Origin of the sequence: Pseudoxanthomonas sp. YR558, assembly GCF_900116385.1 — a bacterium.
GTDB lineage: Bacteria > Pseudomonadota > Gammaproteobacteria > Xanthomonadales > Xanthomonadaceae > Pseudoxanthomonas_A.
The window spans coordinates 2,444,637-2,465,679 of the sequence record NZ_FPCI01000001.1; the positions used below are offsets into that span (position 1 = coordinate 2,444,637).

Sequence of the window (21,043 nt, forward strand, 5' to 3'; positions counted from 1 at the left end):
ATCGACGAGCCCGCCACCCCTGATGGGGTGGCGGTATCCTTAGGCCTCGCCGTGGTGCCTGGCCTTCCAGTCCGCCAACTGCTGCCGATAGTGCTGCAACTGCTCCGCATAGAGGTCATGCACGCAAATAGGGCAACCGCTGTTGCAGCAATCGCTGGGTAGCGGCGGTTCGGGTTCGACCGGGCGCGGGTCGTTATCGGGGACGATGTGCATCACGGCGCTTTCGGTCGGCGTCGACGCCACGGTAGCGGCAGGCCGAGCGCGAACAGGCCGAGAACGGCCGCGCGCTGCGACCACGAATCGGTGTGCGCCGACGCGGGCTCGCCACCGTCTTCGGATTCCAACGCCAACGCGCCCTCCGAGAGCCGCGCAACCAGCACGCGCGCCTCGTCGGCCTGATCGTGACGGACGCGCAGCTTCACGCCGCCCAGTGCCTGCCGCATGTACCAGTCATTGATCGCCTGGTGCTCGTCGGCCAAGTAGGCGTCGAAACCTTCGGCGACCAACCGCCCATGCACGATGCGGGCTTCAAGCGGATCGAGAAAACTGACGACGGTGACGAACATGGTCAGCGCGTAGCACCCATTTCCTTCAGCAGGTGCGGCGCCGGATAGACCTTGCCCATCAGCCAGCGCAGGTAGCGCATGTCCACGTGCACCGCGCGCTTGTAGCGAGGGTCGAACATCCAGCTGGCACTGACGGATTCCCAGTTGCTGTCGAAGTTCAGGCCGATCAGTTCACCGCGCGCATTGAGCACGGGAGAACCGGAGTTGCCGCCGGTCGTGTCCAGGTTGGTGAGGAAGTTGACCGTCTGCGTCTTCAGCGCGGGATCCTCGGTGCCGGCGAAATCGCCTTTGGCGATGGCATCGAGCAGCGGCTTCGGCGCGTCGAACGGCACCTGGCCGGTGTTCTTCTCGACGATGCCGGCCACCGTCGTCACCGGCGTGTACTGCACGCCGTCGCGCGGCGAGAAGCCGTCGACCTTGCCGAAGCTGACCCGAAGCGTACCGTTGGCGTCCGGATAAAGGGCGCGCCCCTGCTGCTTGCGCCATGCGAACAGCACGCGCATGTAGGCCGGGCGCAGCCGCAATTGTTCGCCTTCACGTGTCTTGCGCTCTTGCTCCAGCGCCAACTGCACGGGTACCAGCGCCGCCGCCAGGTCGATCAGGGGATCGGCAGCCAGCGGTTTGCCCTCGCGCGCCGCCGCGAAGCGCGACAGGCGCTCGGCCTCGTCGCCGAGCTCCGTTCCCGCATACAGCACATCCAATGCCTTCTTGAGCGAAGCGGGCGTGCGACCGAAGGCCGCATCGAAGCCCGGCAGGCGCTGCGCGTCCGGCAACTGCTGGTAGCGCGTCAGCAGGACCGTCAGCAGCGCTTTCTCCACGTCAGGGGAATAACGGCGCTGCACCTGCTTCAAGACACCTTCGATCAACGCATGGTCGCGCGTCTGGTAGCCGCTCTCGCGCTCGGCGTCCGGCTTGGCCGATTCCAGCCGCAAGCGTTCCAGCGTGATCGCGCTGCGCATCAGTTGCGACTGCGAACCGAACAGCGACAGCAGCAGCTCGCGTTCGCGCACCGCCGATCCGCCGGCGATCGAGGCAGCGAGTGCATCGATGTCCGCCCGTTCCTTCGCTGCCGCGTCGGTCGCCAGCATGCCGCGCTCGTCCTCGGCACGGACGCGCACGGCATCGCTGCGGCGCAGGCCTTCCAATTCGCCAGCAGCACGCTTGCGGTTGTTCTTCAGCGATTGCAGCTGCGCCGCATAGCGCGTCTTCGCGTCGGCATCCTGCTTGCCGGCCGCTTCGATCACGTCGATGAGCTGGTCGAACACCGCCACGCGCGCGGGCAGCGTCCAGTTGATCTGTTCATCGAACTCGGCCGCCGTGCGGTGCCGGTAGGTGACGCCCGGATAGCCGGCGAGCATGGCGTAGTCGCCCGCCTTCGGTCCGTCCTTCGCCAGCGCCAGGTGCGCCGGCGCGCGGTAGGGCACGTTGTCGGCGCTATAGGCGGCGGGTTTTCCGTCCTTGCCCACGTAGGCGCGCAGCAGGGTGAAGTCGCCGGTGTGGCGCGGCCACATGAAGTTGTCGATCTCGTCGCCGTAGTTGCCGATCGCGCGGGGTGGCGCATACACCAGACGGATGTCGCGCAACTCGAGCTGCTTGATGCGGTAGAAATCCGTGCCGTAGTACATGTTCGCCACGCTGCAGCGGACGCCGGATTCCCGTTCGCAGTCGGCGACGATCGCCTTGCTGGCGCGGTCGATGGCATCGAAGTAGGCGCGTCCGGTCTTGCCGCTCGCGTCCTTCAGCACCGCGTCGGTCACCTTGTCGTAGCCCACCGTGACCAGCACGCGGAAATCCGGATTGGCAGGCAGCTCGGCGCCGCGATCGGCCGCAATGAAGCCGTCATCGATCAGGTTGCGCTCCGGCTTGCTGTTGTACTGGATCACGCCGTACGCCACGTGGTGGTTCGTGAGCACCAATCCATCCGGCGAGACGAATGCGCCGGTGCCACCGCCGGCACGTACGACGGCACTCAAGGGCGCGGCGGTGACGTCCGCCAGCGTCTTCGGGTCGCCCTTGAAACCGGCCTCGCGTAGCGGTTTGGCCAGTTGCGGCAGCTGCGACGGCATCCACATGCCTTCATCGGCATGCGCGGGCAGGGCGAGGGCGACGCCCAGGGCGAGGGCGGAAGTCGAAAGTCGGCGGCGCATCGGCAGGGTCCACGGAAACAGGTCGTGACGATAACGATCCATCCGTGGCGCGGCAAATGCCGCGTCGCAGGTCAGGACAGGAGCGGTGTCGGCACGCCGAGGAAGCGGCCCAGCCGCGCGGCGGCCTTCGCGATCCCGGCGAGCTCCTTGTCCTGCAAGGCCCGGAACGGCGAAAGCCGGAGGCCACCGCGCGCGTCGGCTTCGCGCCTCCACGTGCCAACGACTCTGCCCTCCACGATGATGGTGGGGCTGACCAGGCCATTGATGCCGATCACGCGGCGCAAGTACGCGTTGTCCACGACGGGCGCGCGATCGCGATAGCCGATGACGTACTCGTCGAATGCCGGCAACAGGCGGATCGCGTGCGCGCTGCGCGTCGCGGGCAATGCAGGTGCATGCCACAGCGTGTCGTCGTCGTTCGGCTCGCGCTGGAGCTGCGAAGCCGCCACATCCAGTGCCCGCTTCGCATCCTTCTGGGTCAGGCCAGACCACCATGCGAGATCCGCCGCCGTCGCGGGCGCATGGCCTTGCAGATAGCGCAGGGCGAGGCGTTGCAGGGCTTCGTCGCGGTCCAGCGATGCGGCGGCGGGAATCCAGGCGTCGAGCCAGACGAATGTCGGTTGCCGTCCTTCACGGGGCCCTTGGCAGATCAACCCTTCCTGCGCCATCCAGCCCAGGACGTGCAAGCCACGCTGGCCGCCGCTGTCCACGCCGATCGCATCCAGGCGCGCGTACAGATCGCCGCGTTTGACGGGTCGGCCGTGCGACAGCGTCGCTTCTAGTGCGCGTCTGCAGCGTCCGAGCGTTTCGGCATCGAGTCCATGGTCGCGGGCGATGCGCGCGGCATTGGCGGCCTGCACGCGCGGTGCCATCAGCGCCACCATCCAGCGCACGTCCTCACGCGCGAGCCAGTGAAGGGTGCCGCGCATTGGCCACGTGCGTACGATCTCGCCGCGTGCGATCGCCGCTTCTACCGTCGCCAGCGTCGCGCCCGCGGTGCGCAGACCGATCGCCCACAGCGAGGCGGCGTAGTCCTGTGCCTGCATGGCGCCGAGATGGCCGACCGCGGCAGCAACCGTGTCGGCGATCGGCGTGGCGATGCCCTGCCGCTGCAAACGATGCCGGCGCAGCGCCGCGGTCATCGGGATGCGCGGCCGTGGCGCACTATTTTTCCTTGCGCCAGTTGACCGAGCCACGCGTCTCGGTGGTGCTGGATTCGATTTCCACGTCGAAGCCTTTGCGCAGCAGGTACTTCAGCGTGACCGCGGAGCCGGAGCCGATCATCGATACGCCGTAACTCACGTACAGCTTGGGCGAGAGGTACTTGCCCACGCCGAACACGGAGCCGCCCAGTGTGCGCGATTCCAGCACGCCGGCATCGTCCAGGCCGATCTTCGCGCCGAGCTGCGAGGCCAGCAGGCCCGCGCCCGCGCCCAGTGCAGAAGACGCCGCATTGATGCGCTGGCTTTCGTCGCTGCTCGCCGTGTTGAGCGAGCGGCCGAGCACCAGGTAGGCGAGCGCTTCGGATTCGGACATCGCGGGGTTGGACCACACGCGCGCACGTGGCTGGCTGGCGCGGCCGGTCACGTCGATGCCGGCGGTGACGCTGGCGCTGACGACCTCGCGCTCGGCGCGGATGTTGATGCGCGGGTCCGAGACCGCGTTGTTGCTCCAGGTCAGTTCGCCGCGGGTGATGCGCAGCTTCTGTCCATACGCTTCGTAGCGGCCGTCCACGTCGAGGCGACCGGTGGCGAGCATTTCGCGGCCGGGCTGCGAACGCACGTGCAGCGTGCCGGCGAGCGTGCCCTCCAGTCCGTATCCCTTGAGGTTGACCTCCGGGCCGACCTTGAGCGCGAGGTCCAGATCCAGGCGCGAACTCGGCGCGCGTTCGGGATCGGCCGGGTCCAGCACGACGACGTCTTCGGAAGCGGACACGCCGTCGTCCAGTTTCTCCACGTCGATCGTGGCGGACGGCACGCCGACCTCGCCGCGTACCTGGATGGTGTTGTCGGCGAAGCCCACCTGCAGGTTGGGCGAGGCGACCGCGCGCAGGTCCGTGGTGTCGGCGACCAGTACGTTCTCGCCACGCACCTGGAACTGCAGCGGCGTGGTGTCGTTGTTCCAGCCCAGCGTGCCGGCGACGTTCAACACGCCCCCGGTGCCGGTACCGCCGGTGGACGACACGGTCTTCATGCTGCCTTCGATGCGCGCGCTGCCATCGGACAGGGCGACCATGTCGGCGCTGCCGTCGGTAAGCGAGACGCCCAGCGCCGGCAGTTCGCCGGTGAATTCGGTAAGCGTGGCTTCGCCGCTCAGCAGCGGATGTCCGCGTGCGCCGGCCACGCCGATATGGCCGGCCAGCTTGCCGCGCGGCCGCACCAGATCCGGCGAGAACAGTTCCATCCAGAACAGGCGCGAGTTGTGGAAGTAGAGATCGCCCTTCAGCGGCGCGAACGCATCCCAGCCGGTGTTGAACGTCGCATCGACGTAACCATCACCCTTGAAGCCGGTGCCCAGGCGGCCCTGGATGCGCTGCGGGGTGAACTCCGCGTCGAAGGTGAAGTTGTCGTAGCGGATGATCTCGCCGCGCGCGCTGGTGCCCATCTTCAGGCCGCCATCGAGCGAGGCCAGGTGCACTTCGCCCTGCCACGCGTTGCCAGCGGGGCGCAGCGATGCATCGAGAGTGAACTCGCCGCGCAGCGTCAACGGACGGCCGTTGTTCGGCGGCAGCCACGGCTGCACGAGCGCCAGCGACAGCGCTTCGCCACGCACTTTCAGGCCCTCACGCGGCCAGTTGGCGATGGCGCACAGCGCGCCGCCGATATCGGAGCCCAGGCAGCTCTCGGACAGCGTCCACGCAGCACCGTTCTGCGCGAAACGCGCGGGCTGCCGCAGCGTCCAGGGATTGCCCTTAGATGGCGCGATGCGCAGCGCATCCAGCGTGCCCTGCCAGTTGGCGCCGCGCTTCTGCGCACTGCCGGCCAGCGCCACCGCGCCCATCGCGTTGCGTGCATCGCCGTCGAAGCGCAGGTCTTCCACCGCACCGCGCGCATGGAGTTGCACGCTGTCCAGCACGGTACCCACATCCACGGCGCTGCCTTGCAGGGCGAGTTCGCCATTGCCGTTGCGCCAGGGCAGCCGGCCGCGCAGGCTGACCTGTCCTGCGCTCCAGTCGTTCCAGCGCAGATTCTCGCCGCCGAGGTCGGCGTCGATGTTCGGTGCGGCCCGCGCACCCGTCAGTTTCAGCGTGCCGGCCAGCGTGCCGCTGGCTTCAGGCAGCAGGTCCGCGAGGTTGAGCGGACGGAACGTCGCATCGACGTCCACCGTATCGCTGACTTTGCCCTTCGCGGCGACGCGGCTGCCGCCGAGCGACAGGTCCAGTTCGCCCTGGCCCGCGTTGCCGTCGAGGGCGAACTTGCCGCGCGCATCGAGCGCACGATCGCGCAGGCGGCCGCCCAGCTTCGGGACGTCCAGCGTGCCCTGGAACTGACCATCCTCGCGCTGCCGTCCTTTCGAGGCGAGCTGGCCGGAAACGTTGCCGTTCCAACCCGCCGCGAAATATCCAGGATCGAACCCGGCCAGCGTGGCCTGCACGTCCCAGTCGAGCGCGGGCGCCCAGCCGACGGTGCCGGTGGCATCGAGCGTGCCGGTCGGCATGGTGGCCCGCAGCTTTTCCAGTTGCACGCGCTCCGCGTTGCCACGGCCGTCGAACTCCAGCACGGCGCTGTCGTCGCCGCGCGTCAGCGTGGCCTTGCCGATCGCGGCCCAGGCCTCGAGCTTGCCCGCCAGACCGAAGTCGCCCTCAGCGCCGATCGTGCTGTCCGCGTCGGTGCCCCAGCGCAGGCCGCGTGCATTCACCGCGAACCGGAACTCGGGGTTCTCCGGCACGGTGAAATCCGCGCGTCCGCGCAGCGCGGCGTAGCCGTCGAACGCACGGATCGCGAGCGGTTCGACCGTGAGTACTTCGCCATCGATGCGTGCGTGCGACGGTTCGATCACCACCGCGATGTCGCCCTGCTGCACCGTACCCTGCAGGTCCGCGGCGCCACCGGCACCCTTGGCGACCAGGTCGAAGGCCACCGGCGTGCCGTCGTCCATCACGCCCAGCAGCGACAGGTCGAGCGCTTCGGTTTTCGCGGCGAAGTTCCAGGTCGGTTTCGTCTCGCCACGCAGCGTGAGCGTCGCGCGCACCGGCGCGGGCGCGGCGCCGGCCAGGCCGACGTTCATGCGCGCACGATTGCCGCGCGCCACCAGTCCGAGGCGTGCGGGCGTGCGGCCGGCCGCAGCGGGAAACACGCCGCTGGCGGTCAGGTCGGTCTCGTAGTTGTCGCGCGGCGCGTAGGCGCCATGCACGCCGAACGCGCCACGGTCGCTGGCGATGGCCAGCTTCTCCGCATGCACGTAGCCGTTGCCGATGTCGATGCCACCTGTGGCGCGCGCGATGTCGATGACGGGTTGGCCGCTTTGCCGGATCAGGAAGCGGTCGATCTCCAGTCGGTCGGCCTGGATCGCGAGCGGCATCTCGATCTGCGGCAGCAGGTCGGGCCAGTGCGGCAGTTCGAAAGGCTCTTCGCTCTCGGGGATGTCGAGCATCGCGCCGCGCACGCGCAGCACGTCCAGGCGCAAACGCTTGCCGAGCAGGGGCCGCAGGTCCGGTTCGAGGTAGACCTCGTCGGCGGTGAAGCGGATCGTGTCCCAGCGGAAGTCGACGCCCCGCAGCGTCAACGGGCCGGCGATGGGGCCGTCCACTTCCTTGTAGGTCAGCGATGCGTCCGCCGGCAGGCGCGCCTGGATCTGCGCAAGCAACACATCGCGGCCGGCCACCGTCTGCAGCAGCCAGTACAGGCCGATGCACAGCAGCACCAGCAATACGCCGCTGCCGATCGCGCTGCGGATCGCCAGCGTGCGCATGCGGGCCCTGCGGCGCGCGCGCAGTTCGGCGATGCGCGCGTCGCGCTCTTCGGGCGTGAGGTTATCGGGGACGCGCGGCTTCCTCACAGGTCCGTCCCGATGTTGAGGTAGATCTGGAAGCTGGAATCCGGGTCATCCAGGCCGTGCGCGATGTCGAGCCGCACCGGTCCCACCGGCGAGCGCCAGCGCAGGCCGATGCCCACGCCGGTGCTGAGCTGCGGGCGGGTGCCGTCGAACGCACTGCCGGTATCCACGAACACGGCACCGCCGTAAGGGCCGCCCTTCGGATAGAACTCGTACTCCACGCTGCTGGTGAGCACGTTCTTCGCGCCCAACGCGTAGTCGCCGCGGCGGGGGCCGACTTCACGAAACGCGTAGCCGCGGATGCTGCGGTCGCCGCCGGCGAAGAAGCGCAGCGACGGCGGCATCGCCACCAGCGAGCTGGTGAAGGTGTGGCCGTACTCGCCGCGCACGATCAGCGCGCTGTTGGTCTTGTACTGCTGCGACCAGCGCGCGCGCATGTGGAATTGCAGGAAGTTGGCGTCGGAGCCCGCGCCTTCCACGCCGCCACGCAACAGGATGGAGCCAGCGAGCTGGTCGGGCCGGTTCGAGCCGACCGGCGAATTGGTGTAGTCCGCGCGCAACGAGGGGTAGGTGAACGTCGCGTACTCCACGGTGGTGTCGGGCAGGCCGGTGACGGGATCGTCCTCGACATAGCGCCAGCGTTCGCGCAAGGCGTGCAGCGACGCGACCGCAGTCCAGTCCTCGCTGACTTGGCCGCTGCGGCTGCCGGTGAACTCGACATGACGCAGGTCGATGTAATCGGTCTGTTCGTCGCTGGCTTGCACGCCAACGGTGAACCAGCCGTCGAGCCACTTGAACGCGGGGATGCGGTACTGCGTCAGCAGCGTCTTGCGCTTCTGCGCGTAGTCCAGGTGCGTCGACAACTTGTGGCCGCGCGAATTGACGTAGCGGCGGTCGAGGCCCAGGCGGATACCGGGGCCACTCTCGGTGCCGTAGCTGACGCCGGCGGTGTAGATGTCGCGCTTGGCCAGTTCGAGGTTGACGTCGATCGGCACGCGCCCGTCTTCGGCCTTGTCCGGGTTTGCCTGAATGTCGATGCTGGAGAAGTAGTCCAGCCCCACCAGCGATTCGCGCAGGCGGTCCAGCTTGCCCTGGTGGAAATAACTGCCTTCTTCCCAGTACACGAGCTTGTCGAGCAGGCCCTGGTCGAACTTGTTCTGGTGGAACGTGGTGGGGCCCATGTCGTAGCGGATGCCGCTGACCCAACCCAGCGCGATGTCGGCCGCGTGCTCCGCGCGCGTCACCTCCACCCGGCGATGGGTGAAGTCGGCGTCGAAATAGCCGCGATCGGCCAGGCGTCGCACGATGGCCAGCTTGCTGGCTTCGTAGGTGGTGTGGTCGAACACGTCGCCGACCTTCGGCGCGAACGCTTCCAGGTCTTCCTTCAGGTAGCGGTCGCCACCGCCGTCGCCTTCGATCGACAGGTCGCGCCGGCGCACGCGCACCGGCTCCCCCAGTGCCACCCGGACGGTCACGGTCAGGCGCTCGTCATCGGCGCCTTCGGTGCGGGGCGCATCGACGGTGATGTCGGGGGCGTAGTAGCCGAACGGCTCGAGCGCTTCGCGCGTTTCGGCGACGGCTTCGCCCAGCAGGTATTCCAGTCGCGATTCGCCCAGGCGGCTGCCGAGCGAGTCGTTGAGCGAGAGTGCCGCGTTGACGTTCTCGATCATCAGTTCGTCGTCGAGCCCTTCGATCCGGACCTTGTCGACGATGGCCGCAGCCCAGGCGGGGCCCGTGGCGGCAAGCATGCAGAGGACGGTGGCGAAGCGGGGGAGTCGTCGCATGCAGGCAGGATAACCGGTGCAGGTTAAACGCGGTGAACGAGCAGCGTGGCGACATCTGCGGTGCAGCCACGCCCGTTCATGTCACGCCGCCCGTGTCGCGGACGGCGTGGGCGTGGATCAGGCCGACAGGTGCTCGATGGCGGCCACCGCACGGAAGCGGTCGGCCAAGCGCTTGAGTAGCGCCAACCGGTTCGCACGCACGGCAGGATCGTCCGCGTTGACCATGACGCCGTCGAAGAACGCATCCACCTGCGGGCGCAGGCGCGCGAGGTGGGCCAGCACGGTGACGTAGTCATGGTGGTGAAGCGCTTCGTCGGTCTCGCCCAGCACGGCTTCCACGGCTTCGGCGAGCGCGCTCTCGGCAGGATCGTTGAGGAGCGCGCGGTCCACGCCATGCGGGATGGCGATGTCGGCCTTCTTCAGGATGTTGCCGATGCGCTTGTTCGCCGCGGCCAACGCTTCGGCTTCCGGAAGGGTGGCGAAGGTTCCGATCGCATCCAGGCGTGTGTCGAAGTCGTACAGCGACGCTGGCTTCAGTTCCGCCACCGCGGTGAAGTGCGTGGCGGGCACGCCCTTGTCGGCGTAGTAGCTGCGCAGGCGATCGAGGATGAAGTCGTAGAGTTCGCCCGCATCCGCCGTGGCGGTCGCGTTGTCCTTGCCGGTGGGCAACGGGCCGATCGCATCGATGGCTTTCGCGATCAGGTCCTTGATCGAAATGTTGAAGCCACTCTCGATCACCGTACGGGCCAAGCCGAGCGCATTGCGGCGCAGCGCGAAGGGATCCTTGTTGCCCGTCGGCTTCAGGCCTGCGGCGAACCCGCCGGCCAGCGTGTCCAGGCGTTCGGCGATGGCGAGCACCTTGCCCAGCGGCGACAGGGCGATGTCGTCGCCGGCGAAACGCGGCTGGTAGGCCTCGTCGATGGCCAGCGCGATCTCCTTCGGCTCGCCGGCGGCGAGGGCGTAGTGGCGGCCGGCGATGCCCTGCAGCTCGGGGAATTCGTTGACCATGCGCGACTGCAGATCGTTCTTCGCCAGCATTGCGGCACGGCGCGCCAGCGCGGCATCCGCACCGACCATCGGCGCGATCGCCTCCGCCAGCGTGGCGACGCGCTCCGCCTTGTCGGCGACGCTGCCCAGCTTGGCCTGGTAAGTGACGGTCTTCAGGCCATCGCCCATCGACACGAGGCCCTGCTTGAGGTCTTCGTCAAAGAAGAACTTCGCGTCGGCGAAGCGCGGGCGGATCACGCGCTCGTAGCCCTTGCGGACCTCGGCGACGTCCTGCGACTCGATGTTGGCGATGCCGATGAAGTGCTCGGTCAGCTTGCCGCCGTCGCTGAGCACCGGGAAGAACTTCTGGTTGATTTCCATGGTCTCGATCAACGCTTCCTGCGGCACGGCGAGGAACGCGGATTCGAAACTGCACAGCACCGCCGCCGGCCACTCGGTCAGGCAGACCACTTGCTCGAGGTTGTCGTCGGTGACGCGCGCGCTGCCGCCGGCCTGTGCGGCGGCCTTGTCGACTTCGGCGACGATGCGCGCGCGCCGCGCGTCGGCATCGACCAACACCTTCGCGCCCTGCAGCGCCATCACGTAGTCGCCCGGATCGTTGATCCAGACCGGCTTGTCGTGTTCGAAGCGATGGCCGCGGCTCATCCGGTCGGAGCTCACGCCCAGCACCTCGGCCGGCACCACGTCCTTGCCCAGCAGCAGCACCAGCCAATGCACCGGACGCGCGAACGCGTATTCGTGCGCGCCCCAGCGCATCGGCTTGGGGATCGGCATGCCGGCGATGGCCTCGCGCACGACGTCGGCCAGCAGCTCGGCGGTCTTCGCGCCGGGCTTCACCGCGCGGTGGACGAAACGCTCGCCCTTGCCGTCGGTGGTGCGCTCCAGCGCGGTCCAGTCGATGCCGGCCTTGGCGGCGAAGCCTTCCAGCGCCTTGGTGGGAGCGCCGTTCGTGTCGAGTGCGATGTTGAGGTACGGACCGAGCACTTCGGACTTCTGTTCGGGCTGCTCCACGTCCACCGCCGGCAACAGCACGGCCAGGCGGCGCGGCGTGTACAGCGGCTTGGCATCGCCACGCTCGAAGCCGATGCCGCGCTTCTCCAGCGCGGCGATGACGCCGTCGAAGAAGGCCTGCGCCAGGCCAGGCAGCGCCTTGACCGGAAGTTCCTCGGTACCGAGTTCGATCAGCAGGGGTTGCTTGCTCATATCACGTCCTTACGCGTCGCCAGCAGATCGGGGCGACCGGTTGCATCGAGTCGGGAAGGTTGCGCGTGCCGCTTCGCGTTCAACCACAACAGCACCAGGCCCGCGACGGGCGGCAGGATCAGTCCGAAGAGGAACCACAGCAGCGCGCTGCGTTGGGTCGTCTGCGCCCAGTACGCGGTGAAGATCGCGAACAGGAAAGGCGCGAACGTCACCGTCACCACGGTATCGGGCGACATGGCTCAGGTTCCGCCGGATGCGTTCTTCAGCCCGGGGAAGCCCAGCTTCTCGCGCTGCGCGTGGTACGCCTCGGCCACCGCCTGCGCCAGCTTGCGCACGCGCAGGATGTAGCGCTGGCGCTCGGTGACGGAGATGGCGCGGCGCGCATCCAGCAGGTTGAAGCTGTGGCTGGCCTTAGTGACTTGCTCGTACGCGGGCAGCGGCAGGCCGGCTTCGACGAGCTTCAGGGCTTCCTTCTCGCAGGCGTCGAAGCGGTGGAACAGCTCGGCGACGTCGGCGTGCTCGAAGTTGTAGGTGCTCTGCTCGACTTCATTCTGGTGGTACACGTCGCCGTAGGTCACCACGCCTTGCGGGCCGGTGGTCCAGACGAGGTCGTAGACGTTGTCGACGTTCTGCAGGTACATGCAGAGGCGTTCCAGGCCGTAGGTGATCTCGCCCAGCACCGGGCGGCATTCCAGGCCACCGGCCTGCTGGAAGTAGGTGAACTGGGTGACTTCCATGCCGTTGAGCCACACCTCCCAGCCCAGGCCCCAGGCGCCGAGCGTCGGCGATTCCCAGTTGTCCTCGACGAAGCGCAGGTCGTGCACGCGCGGATCGATGCCCAGCGCCTTCAGCGAGCCCAGGTAGAGCTCCTGCAGGTTGTCGGGGTTGGGCTTCATCACCACCTGGTACTGGTAGTAACGCTGCAGGCGGTTGGGGTTCTCGCCGTAGCGGCCGTCGGTGGGGCGGCGGCTGGGCTGCACGTAGGCGGCATTCCACGGCTCCGGGCCGAGCGCGCGCAGGAAGGTGGCCGGATGGAATGTACCGGCGCCGACTTCCAGGTCCAGCGGCTGGATCAGGACGCAGCCCTGTTCGGCCCAATACTGGTTCAGCGTCTGGATCAGGCCCTGGAAGGTTACCGGTGAAATTGTGTGTCCGGCCATGGCGTTATCGTGCACTGCGGAAAAGCGGGCTAGTATACGGGCAAGCCCTTGTCCTGCCGTTGCTTTGCCGTCGTGGATGCCCCCGTGAAAGCCCCTTTCCTCATCGTCGAAACCGGCCAGCCGGTGCGCTCGATGCGGCGCTATGGCGGCTTCCCGCACTGGATCCGCGTGGCGGCCGGACTTGAAGCGGACGAAACCGTGGTGGCGAACGTCGAGCGCGGTGATGCGCTGCCGGGGCGGGAAGGGTTCGCGGGCGTGATCGTCAGCGGCTCCGCCGCGATGGTCACCGACCGTGCGGACTGGAGCGAGCGCAGCGCCGAGTGGCTGCGCGACGCGGCCCATGAAGGCCTGCCGCTGCTGGGCATCTGCTACGGCCACCAGCTGCTGGCGCATGCGCTCGGCGGCGAAGTGGCGTACAACCCAGCCGGGCGCGAATCCGGCACCGTCCACATCGACCTGCATCCGCAGGCCCAGGACGATCCGCTGTTCGGCGCGCTGCCGCTGAAGTTCACCGCCCACGCCACCCACGTACAGACGGTGGCCCGGCCGCCAGAGGGCGCCACCGTGCTGGCGCGCTCGGCCCAGGACGATTGCCATGCCTTCCGCTGGCGCGATCGCGCCTGGGGCGTCCAGTTCCACCCCGAGTTCGCCACCCACCACATGCGCGGCTACGTGCATGCCCGGGCCGAGCACCTGCGCAGCGAGGGCCGCTGCCCCGGCACCATCGCCCGTGGCGTGACGGCGGCGCCGCAAGCCCGCAAACTATTGCGGCGGTTCGTCCGCCATGCGCGCGGACTGCACGCGCGCTGATCCATCGCCGCACCCCCTCCAGAGAACCCTGATGTCGACGATCAACAAGGTGCCGGCCAGTGCCGGCGCAGAATGGCTGCTGGCGGGCTTCGCCCTGCTTAAGCGCGCGCCGGTGCCGCTGGCAACGCTGGCCGTGCTGTGGGGACTGCTCTCGATGGCCGTAATGTTGGTGGCGGTGACGTTGCCGGCCATGACACTGGCGATGCAGTTCCTGCTCGTTCTTGCGGGCCCGCTGTTCTTCGCGGGCATGCTCTGGGCCGTGCGAGAGGTGGATGAAGGACGCCACGCAACGCCGTCCAACCTGCTGCAGCCGGTGCGCGACGGCCATGCGCCTGCGCTGTTGGCCACGCTGCTGCCGCAACTGCTGGCGGCGCTGGTAATGGGTGCACTGCTTTTCGTCATGGTGGGCACCGAACAGCTGCAGCACCTGGCGGATGTGTATCAGCAGATGCAGGCCATCGCGGCGGCTGGCGGACAGCCGGATCCATCGCTGGTGGAAGGTCTGCCCGCTGGACGCCTGCTACTGTGGCTGCTGCTGGTCGCCGTGGTATTCGTTGCGGTGAAGTGGATGACCTTCATCGCCTCGCCGCAGATCCTGTTCTCGAACACGCACGTGGTCGATGCCATGCGCAACAGCTTGCGCGCGTGTGCCCACAATTGGACCGCGATGCTGGTGTTCTACCTGCTGGCGGGCATCGCGATCTTCGCCGTCGGCATGGGCTCGTTGCTGGTGGCGTCGCTGCTGGCGCTGGTGCTGGGCCCGACGCTCGCGATAGGCCTTTGGCAGTTCGTGCTGATGGCAGTCGTGATGCCGGTGCTGGCCGGTGCAGCGTATGCGGCGTGGCGACAGATGCTGGGGAATCAGGCGCCGACTGCGGCTTCGCCAGCGCCCAGCCATATCGAAGTCTGAGCTGCGTCAGTCGCAAGTCGGGACGGCATCGGTACGAAAGCGCGATGGTTCAGCACCCGGACGCGCTGCGGCGCGCTCGGCGCCATGGTTGCTCAGGCGCTATCGGGGCGCGGGCGCGGCTTCAGCCAGCCCGCGGCCACGATACCCAGCTCGTATAGCAGGCACATCGGGATCGCGAGCATCAGCTGCGACACCACGTCCGGCGGCGTGATCAGCGCGGCGACGACGAACACACCCACGATGGCGTAGCCGCGACCTTCGCGCAGCTGCTGCGGCGTGACCCAGCCCAGCAACACCATGATCACCAGCGCCACCGGCAGCTCGAAGCTCACGCCGAAGGCCAGGAAGATCACCATGACGAAGTCGAGGTACTTCGCCGGGTCCGGCGCCAACGTCACGATGTCCGGCGTGAACACGGTCAGCGCATGGAAGACGCTCGGCAGCACCAGGAAATAGGCGAACGCGCAGCCGGCGTAGAACAGCAGGATCGCCGAGACCAGCAACGGCATCGCCAACCGCTTCTCATGCTTGTAAAGGCCGGGTGCGACGAAGCTCCATGCTTGGAACAGCAGCCAGGGCGACGATAGGAACAGCGCCAGGAAAAACGCCAGCTTGATGGGTGCGAAGAAGCCCGAGGTGGGGTCGCTGGCGATCATCTGCGTCGCCTGGCCGGCGGGCAGCTGGGAGATCAGCGGGCGGGCGAGATGGTCGTACAGCTGGCGGACGAACGGCAGCAGCGCCAGCAGGATGAGGCCGGTGCCTGCGAGTCCGCGTACCAACCGCGTGCGCAGCTCCAGCAAATGTTCCATCAGGCTGCTTTCGGCCTCCTGGCCCGACGATTCGCGGTTCATCGCGCTTCCTTCGGCGGGAACAGGTCGGGCGTGGTACCGACATCCGGCGCCGGTGCATCGTCGGCGGGCACGTCTTCATGCACGTCGGTGGTCGAGGCGAGGCGACCTTCCTCCTCGATCATCGGCTCGGGATCGGCCGGCGGCTTGGCGAGTGCGGGGGGCGTGATCGCGGATTCGACGTCGTCGCGCAGCGCCTTCGCATCGTCGCGCGCTGCCTGGCGCACTTCCTCGAACTGGCGTTCGGTCTCGCGCGCGCCGTCGCGGATGCGTTGCTCGGTGTCGCGCAGGGCGTCCTGGGCGTCCTTGAGGTTGCGCTTGAGTTCTTCGGACGCGAGCTCGCGCTCCAGTTCGTCCTTCACCGAGTACCACTGCGCGCGCGCGCGGCGGACCCATAGCCCGGCAAACCGCGCCGCCTTCGGCAGGCGTTCGGGGCCGAGCACGATCAACGCGACGACCGCGATGACCAGCAGTTCACTGAAACCGATGTCGAACATGGTCGCGGCGGAGATTCCGCCGGATCAGCTGGCGTCGCGGTCGCGCTCTTTGGAGGCGCTGGTTTCGTCGCTGCGGGACTGGTCGCCCAGCTGGCCAGCCGGCTTGTCGTCGCGCATGCCTTCCTTGAAGCCCTTCACGGCCTCGCCCAGGTCCTTGCCGGCGCTACGCAGGCGCTTGGTGCCGAAGACCAGCAGCACGACCACCAGCACGATGATCCAATGCCAGATGCTCAAACCGCCCATGGTGTGCTCGCAGAAAAGTAGGGACGCTCAGGATAGCGCAGCCCGGGGGTGCGGATGTTGATCCACACCCCATGACTTCCGTCAGGGCGTGCCGTCCAGCGGCTCGGTGCGGACTTCGCCTTCCTGAACCGGCTGGAAGCCCTGTGTCTGCGTCGGTGCGGGCGCTTCGACCACGACCGGCGCGACCGCGGGGGCCGGCGTCGCGGCGCGTGCCACGGAACCGCTGGTGCCGCGGTTGCCGCGGGCGAGCTCGGTGACTTCCTCGAGCTCATCGCGGAAACCGACCACCGCATCGGACGGCTGCCCGGCACGGCTCTCGAAGATGGCGCGCGGCGTGGCGGCGCTTCCGTAGACCGCGGTGTTGGCTTCGTCGTCGATCTGCAGCACGGCGCCGTCGAGCGCCACGCCCGCGAAGAGACCACGTGCGCGTGACCACGACCAGATCTCGGCCTTCAGCTGGCCATCGGTCGAAGCGGAGGCATTGCGGCCGACCGGGCCGGCGGCCACGCCCGCATCGGCGCCGAGGGTGAACTTGCCGTTGACGATGGAGTCCAGCGAGCGGTCGTTGCGGAACACCAGCACCACGTCCGATGACTGCACGCCGGCCTGGAAACCGATGCTGCCACCGGTGAGCTTGATGAAGACCGGCTGCGACCAGCTGCCGTCCGGGTTCTTCACCGACATCAGGCCATGGCCACGACGGCCGCCGATGACCAAGCCGGCTTTCAGGGTGTCCGGTATGACGACGATCGCCTTGCCTTCGTCCAACAGCTTGTCGGGAATCCCGTTCTCGGGAATGCGCTGGATTTCGTTGAGCACGCGGACCGCATTGGTCGCACGCTCGTCTTCCTTCGGGCCGGCGATGGCTTGGCCTGCGAACAAGGCGGCGGCCAGCGCGAGGGCGGTGGGCGGCAGCAAGCGGCGGGAGGTGCGGTTCATGGCGGACTCCGGAGAAGGACTCGCAGCAGAATGCTGCAACTGATTGAAAGTAGGCGTGAGCGCATGAATATGTGCTGACGCGTGCGGGCGCTCTGACACAATAGCGCTCATGACCGACACGCCTTCCACCGCCCTGCTCGTCGTCAACCTCGGCACGCCCGAAGCGCCTACCGCGCCGGCCGTTCGCCGCTACCTGGGGGAATTCCTCAGCGATCGCCGCGTCGTGCAGATCCCGCGTATCGCGTGGCTGCCGCTGCTGCACGGCCTGATCCTGCCGTTGCGCGGTCCCAAGGCCGCGGCCAAGTACGCCAGCATCTGGTTGCCGGAGGGTTCGCCGCTGGCGGTCTATACGCGTCGCCTGAGCGAAGTCCTGCAGACCAGGTTGCCGCACTGGCGGGTGATGGACGCCATGCGGTACGGCGCGCCGTCGCTGGCGGCCCGCCTGCGTGCGCTGCGAGAAGAAGGCGTGCAGCGTGTCGTGGTGCTGCCGCTGTATCCGCAGTACTCCACGACGACCACCGAGTCGGTGCGCGACGTGGTGGTACGCGAGGCGGCCGGGCTGCAGGTGCACTTCATCGAAGACTACGCCGTCGATCCTGGCTGGTTGGGCGCCGTCGTCGATTCGGTCCGCACCTGGCGCGCCACCCATGGCGCAGGCGAGCACCTGCTGTTCTCGTACCACGGGCTGCCGCAGCGCTTGGCGCGCGCGGGCGATCCGTATCCGCAGCAATGCGAAGCGAGCACGCGCGCGATTGTCCAGGCGCTGGGCCTGCGCGATGACGAGTGGACGCTGACCTATCAATCGCGCTTCGGCAAGGAGCGATGGCTGGAGCCGGCCACCGACCTCACCCTGCGCGCACTGGCCGCCCGCGGGGTGCGCAAGGTGGATGTCGTGTGCCCGGGCTTCGCCGTCGATTGCCTGGAGACGCTGGAGGAGGTGGGCATCGGGCTTGCGGAAGAATTCGCGCATGCCGGAGGCGAACTGCGCTACCTGCCGTGCCTCAACAACGGCGCGGGCCACGCGGATGCGCTGGCGGCCCTCGCTCGCCAGGCGGCAGGCGACGTCGCCGCATGACGCTGCGCGACTTCGAGCTGCAGATCCCGCTGGGCCGCATTGCCGGCCTGCGCAACGACGGCGACGTCGCTGACGCGAGGGTGATCGCGCTGCATGGCTGGCTGGACAATGCGGCGAGCTTCGTCCCGCTGGCGCCACGCCTGCCCGGCATACACTTGGTCGCGCCCGACCTGCCAGGGCATGGCGGGAGCGCGCATCTTGCGCCGGGGGCGGAGTACACCAGCGGCGTGGCGGTGAACGCGGTGCTGGATATCGCCGATGCGCTGGGCTGGCAGACGTTCTCGCTACTGGGGCACTCGATGGGTGCCGGCATCGCGAGCCTGGTGGCGGCCTCGGCACCGGAGCGCGTCCAGCGATTGGTCGTGATCGAGGCGCTCGGCGGCTTGGCGGAGACGGTCGAGCGCACCGCCGACCGTTGGCGCGAGGCCATTGCGGCGGCGCGCGCGCTGCCGGGCAAGAAGCTGCGGGTGTTCTCCGACCTCGCGACGCCGATGCGCGCGCGCATGCAGGCGAACCAGTTGAGCGAACCGGCGGCGCGCCTGCTGGTCGAGCGGGGCGTCCGGGCAGTCGAAGGCGGTTACGTCTGGAGCAGCGATCAGCGGCTGACGCTGCCCACACCGCAGCGGCTGAGCGAGCCGCAGCTCGCGCGCCTGGTCGCCGGCATCACGTGTCCCACGACGGTGGTCTATGCGGATCCGCCGCAGGTCTATTTCCCCGAGCCTCTGCGGACCCAGCGCGCCCAGCTACTGCCGGATGGCCGGTTGCATGTCATCGCCGGCACGCACCACTTGCACATGGAAGACCCCATGGCGGTCGCCGACGTGATCGGCGATTTCCTGCGCGGCTGATCAACCCAACTTCGCGCGCCGCAGGTCCAGGGCCAGGCGGATATCGCTTTTGCGGATAGGGGCTTGGTTGCGCCACCAGGCGTTGGTGACGACCTCCAGCTCCGGGTCTTCGCTGGAGAGCCGGCGTAGCAGCGCAATGTCCTCGGCCGTGGCGGGCAGTTCGTCCGGCAAGTAGAACGCATCGAGCGGTGAGCGTGCAGGTGTCCGTGTCACCCGGGCCAGCAGCGCCACCAGTGCGATCGCGAGCAGGCCATAGCCGGCCAACAGCATGATTTGCGACGACAGCGCGCTGCCACGCCACGCCAGTGCGCCGCCGCAAGTGCTGACGACGAGGAACAGCCACGCCGCGCGATCCATGCGACGCATCTTGCCGGCTTCGCGCCGGCGCTCGCGTGCGCGGCTTGCCGCCTCTTCGACGGTCACGCCCTTGCGGCTCATCAGCGCGCGTCGCGTATGGATCGTCGCGCTGGTTTCCGATGCCGGCAGGGCGTACAGCGAGAAGCGCGAGAGTGCAGGCACCTCGTCGCTGCGGCCTGCATCGAGGTCGGCATCGAGAGCGGACGGAGTACGCGAAGCGGTAAAGGACATGAAGGTGACCGGACGAAGGAATTGGCGCCGGGAGCGTGGCTCCGTTCCCTGTGAGCCACTGGGCTCCCGGCCCCTTCTCATTCGCGAGGTGCATGCCGCGCAGGACACGGCAGCCCGACGCGCCGATCAGTCGCCGGACAGCAGTCGATGCAGGCGGGATTTGAGACGGCGACCTTCGGCGTGGAAATACGCGCGCTCATCGCGCCAATCCGGGAATCGCGCTTCCACCTCTTGCCAGAACGCGGGGGAATGATTGGCCTGCAGCAAATGGCAGAGTTCGTGGACCAGGACGTACTCGAAGGCTGAGGGTCGTCCGAGGACCAAGGCCAGGTCCAGGGTTAGCGTACCGTCGGGTGCGAGCGAACCCCATTGCGAAGACATCACCTTCAGGCGGATCTGGCGGGGCGCGCGTGGCAGGCCGGCCAGGTAGGCCGGCAGCCATCGGCCGATGTCCGCGCGCGCTTCGGCCTCGTAGAACGCACGCAAGGTACGTCTCAGGGTGGCATCGCTGGTGCGCGAGGACAGATCGATGTGGATCCCGTCATCCTGCTTCGTGATGCGGGTGAAGCGCCCTTCGTGCCAGTGCAGCGGGAAATCTTCTCCGCGTAGCGGCAGGAAGCCGGTGACGCCGGGCGTCAGCACGATGGCGTCGTCGTCCGGCGTGTATCGCGAAAGCTGATCGGTGAGCCAGTCCCGATGCTGCTGCAGGAAGCGATCGCCAGAGACGAGGCTGGCGCGCCAGGGCAGCGTAAGTCGCACACCGCGCTCGTCGACGCTCAGCTTCAAGCGTTTGGCGCGCGGGTCGCGGACGCGCTGAACGTCCAGCCGGCGACCGTCCTGCAATTCGAGCGCCACCGTGTCGCGTTCGACGCTGCGGGGCGTGCGGGCAATCAGGCGGCGTAGAGGCAGGAGCATGGCCCCGCATTGTAAAGCGGCCGTCACGCGCCTGCCCCCAGGCAAGCGCGTGGCGGTGGGCTTAGCGGGCGCCGCTCAGATCGCCATAGCTCTGGAACAGCGGGGCTTGGCGGAAGAACGCGACCGTGTCATACGGGAGGTTGGCCTGCTCCGTGGGGGCCGCCGTGTAGACCGCCTCGACGCGCGGATTGGCGCGATGGGCGATACGCTGGTTTGCCTGGCGCTGCCAGCGGGCCAGCAGGCGTTCACAACGCAGGGCGAGAGCTTCCGGATCCCGATGATCCGCGAAAGCCGTATCGGAGCACTGGCGTGCGAACTTCTGACCGGCTTCGGTCATGGTGCCTGGGACGGTCAGCGTCCGGGCGTCCGGCTGGGCGAGTACCGGAGTGGAAAACAGGAGGGCGGAGAACACGACGGATAGTGAAATCAGTTTCATGGAGGCTCCTGGATGAATGGATGCAAACGCTGCTTGCGGGGCGAGCGTTCCAATCAGATACGACGAAGGGG

The 21,043-nt window shown here is 68.0% G+C and carries 20 protein-coding genes; 4 read left to right on the forward strand and 16 right to left on the reverse strand.

Annotation, left to right across the window (positions count from 1 at the left end):
- Positions 1-39 precede the first annotated feature (39 nt).
- The 9 genes from BM365_RS11285 to glyQ all read right to left on the reverse strand — a co-directional run bounded on the left by BM365_RS11285 (position 40) and on the right by glyQ (position 12,863).
- Positions 40-213 carry an oxidoreductase-like domain-containing protein gene (locus tag BM365_RS11285; RefSeq protein WP_093489231.1) on the reverse strand — a complete coding sequence of 58 codons (174 nt, stop codon included), beginning with the start codon at positions 211-213 and terminating at the stop codon, positions 40-42.
- On the reverse strand, positions 213-566 hold the full coding sequence (locus BM365_RS11290) for a putative signal transducing protein (RefSeq protein WP_093489233.1): 354 nt from the start codon (positions 564-566) through the stop codon (positions 213-215). The genes BM365_RS11285 and BM365_RS11290 overlap by 1 nt, the downstream gene beginning before the upstream one ends.
- A 2-nt stretch (positions 567-568) precedes the next feature.
- Entirely contained in the window at positions 569-2,719 is a 2,151-nt protein-coding gene (locus BM365_RS11295) for a S46 family peptidase (protein ID WP_093489695.1), read from the reverse strand.
- Positions 2,720-2,784: 65 nt separating this feature from the next.
- Positions 2,785-3,855 carry a winged helix DNA-binding domain-containing protein gene (locus BM365_RS11300; protein ID WP_093489235.1) on the reverse strand — a complete coding sequence of 357 codons (1,071 nt, stop codon included), beginning with the start codon at positions 3,853-3,855 and terminating at the stop codon, positions 2,785-2,787.
- Positions 3,856-3,877: 22 nt separating this feature from the next.
- Positions 3,878-7,711, reverse strand: coding sequence for a translocation/assembly module TamB domain-containing protein (locus BM365_RS11305; RefSeq protein ID WP_233210935.1), 3,834 nt, complete (start codon positions 7,709-7,711; stop codon positions 3,878-3,880).
- A complete protein-coding gene (locus BM365_RS11310) occupies positions 7,708-9,492 on the reverse strand; it encodes an autotransporter assembly complex protein TamA (RefSeq protein ID WP_093489237.1) in 1,785 nt (594 codons plus the stop codon). Before BM365_RS11310 ends, BM365_RS11305 begins: the two co-directional genes overlap by 4 nt.
- A 117-nt stretch (positions 9,493-9,609) precedes the next feature.
- Complete coding sequence (gene glyS, locus BM365_RS11315; RefSeq protein ID WP_093489239.1) at positions 9,610-11,703, reverse strand: glycine--tRNA ligase subunit beta; 2,094 nt, start codon at positions 11,701-11,703, stop codon at positions 9,610-9,612.
- Positions 11,700-11,939 (reverse strand): hypothetical protein, encoded by a 240-nt coding sequence (locus BM365_RS11320; protein WP_093489241.1) that lies wholly within the window; start codon positions 11,937-11,939, stop codon positions 11,700-11,702. Before BM365_RS11320 ends, glyS begins: the two co-directional genes overlap by 4 nt.
- Positions 11,940-11,942: 3 nt before the next feature.
- The gene (gene glyQ, locus BM365_RS11325; RefSeq protein ID WP_093489243.1) at positions 11,943-12,863 is read right to left on the reverse strand and encodes a glycine--tRNA ligase subunit alpha; all 921 of its coding nucleotides are present in this window, start codon (positions 12,861-12,863) and stop codon (positions 11,943-11,945) included.
- An 84-nt stretch (positions 12,864-12,947) separates the two neighbouring features.
- Between glyQ and BM365_RS11330 the strand changes: the two genes are divergently transcribed.
- Together BM365_RS11330 and BM365_RS11335 are read left to right on the forward strand one after the other, a co-directional pair.
- Entirely contained in the window at positions 12,948-13,673 is a 726-nt protein-coding gene (locus BM365_RS11330) for a glutamine amidotransferase (protein WP_255412355.1), read from the forward strand.
- A gap of 31 nt (positions 13,674-13,704) precedes the next feature.
- Positions 13,705-14,583 carry a BPSS1780 family membrane protein gene (locus tag BM365_RS11335; RefSeq protein ID WP_093489245.1) on the forward strand — a complete coding sequence of 293 codons (879 nt, stop codon included), beginning with the start codon at positions 13,705-13,707 and terminating at the stop codon, positions 14,581-14,583.
- A gap of 92 nt (positions 14,584-14,675) precedes the next feature.
- Here the strand turns inward: BM365_RS11335 and tatC are convergent, their stop codons facing one another.
- The 4 genes from tatC to BM365_RS11355 all read right to left on the reverse strand — a co-directional run bounded on the left by tatC (position 14,676) and on the right by BM365_RS11355 (position 17,110).
- Positions 14,676-15,434, reverse strand: coding sequence for a twin-arginine translocase subunit TatC (tatC, locus tag BM365_RS11340; protein ID WP_093489247.1), 759 nt, complete (start codon positions 15,432-15,434; stop codon positions 14,676-14,678).
- Positions 15,431-15,928 carry a Sec-independent protein translocase protein TatB gene (tatB, locus tag BM365_RS11345; RefSeq protein ID WP_093489249.1) on the reverse strand — a complete coding sequence of 166 codons (498 nt, stop codon included), beginning with the start codon at positions 15,926-15,928 and terminating at the stop codon, positions 15,431-15,433. The genes tatC and tatB overlap by 4 nt, the downstream gene beginning before the upstream one ends.
- 24 nt (positions 15,929-15,952) lie before the next feature.
- Positions 15,953-16,171, reverse strand: a complete 219-nt coding sequence (gene tatA / locus BM365_RS11350) for a Sec-independent protein translocase subunit TatA (RefSeq protein ID WP_056881531.1) — start codon at positions 16,169-16,171, stop codon at positions 15,953-15,955.
- 81 nt (positions 16,172-16,252) lie between these two features.
- Complete coding sequence (locus BM365_RS11355; protein WP_233210936.1) at positions 16,253-17,110, reverse strand: lipid-binding SYLF domain-containing protein; 858 nt, start codon at positions 17,108-17,110, stop codon at positions 16,253-16,255.
- A gap of 109 nt (positions 17,111-17,219) precedes the next feature.
- Here BM365_RS11355 and hemH point away from each other — a divergent pair, with 109 nt between their 5' ends.
- Both hemH and BM365_RS11365 read left to right on the forward strand, forming a co-directional pair.
- Positions 17,220-18,185: a ferrochelatase gene (gene hemH, locus BM365_RS11360; RefSeq protein WP_093489253.1), complete on the forward strand. Its 966-nt coding sequence runs from the start codon at positions 17,220-17,222 to the stop codon at positions 18,183-18,185.
- Positions 18,182-19,033, forward strand: coding sequence for an alpha/beta fold hydrolase (locus BM365_RS11365; RefSeq protein WP_093489255.1), 852 nt, complete (start codon positions 18,182-18,184; stop codon positions 19,031-19,033). Before hemH ends, BM365_RS11365 begins: the two co-directional genes overlap by 4 nt.
- Here the strand turns inward: BM365_RS11365 and BM365_RS11370 are convergent, their stop codons facing one another.
- From BM365_RS11370 to BM365_RS11380, 3 genes are all read right to left on the reverse strand, one after another.
- The gene (locus tag BM365_RS11370) at positions 19,034-19,621 is read right to left on the reverse strand and encodes a hypothetical protein (RefSeq protein ID WP_093489257.1); all 588 of its coding nucleotides are present in this window, start codon (positions 19,619-19,621) and stop codon (positions 19,034-19,036) included.
- 126 nt (positions 19,622-19,747) lie between these two features.
- Positions 19,748-20,536, reverse strand: coding sequence for a M48 family metallopeptidase (locus tag BM365_RS11375; RefSeq protein ID WP_093489259.1), 789 nt, complete (start codon positions 20,534-20,536; stop codon positions 19,748-19,750).
- Between the two features lie 61 nt (positions 20,537-20,597).
- Positions 20,598-20,972 carry a hypothetical protein gene (locus BM365_RS11380; protein WP_093489261.1) on the reverse strand — a complete coding sequence of 125 codons (375 nt, stop codon included), beginning with the start codon at positions 20,970-20,972 and terminating at the stop codon, positions 20,598-20,600.
- Positions 20,973-21,043: the final 71 nt, after the last annotated feature.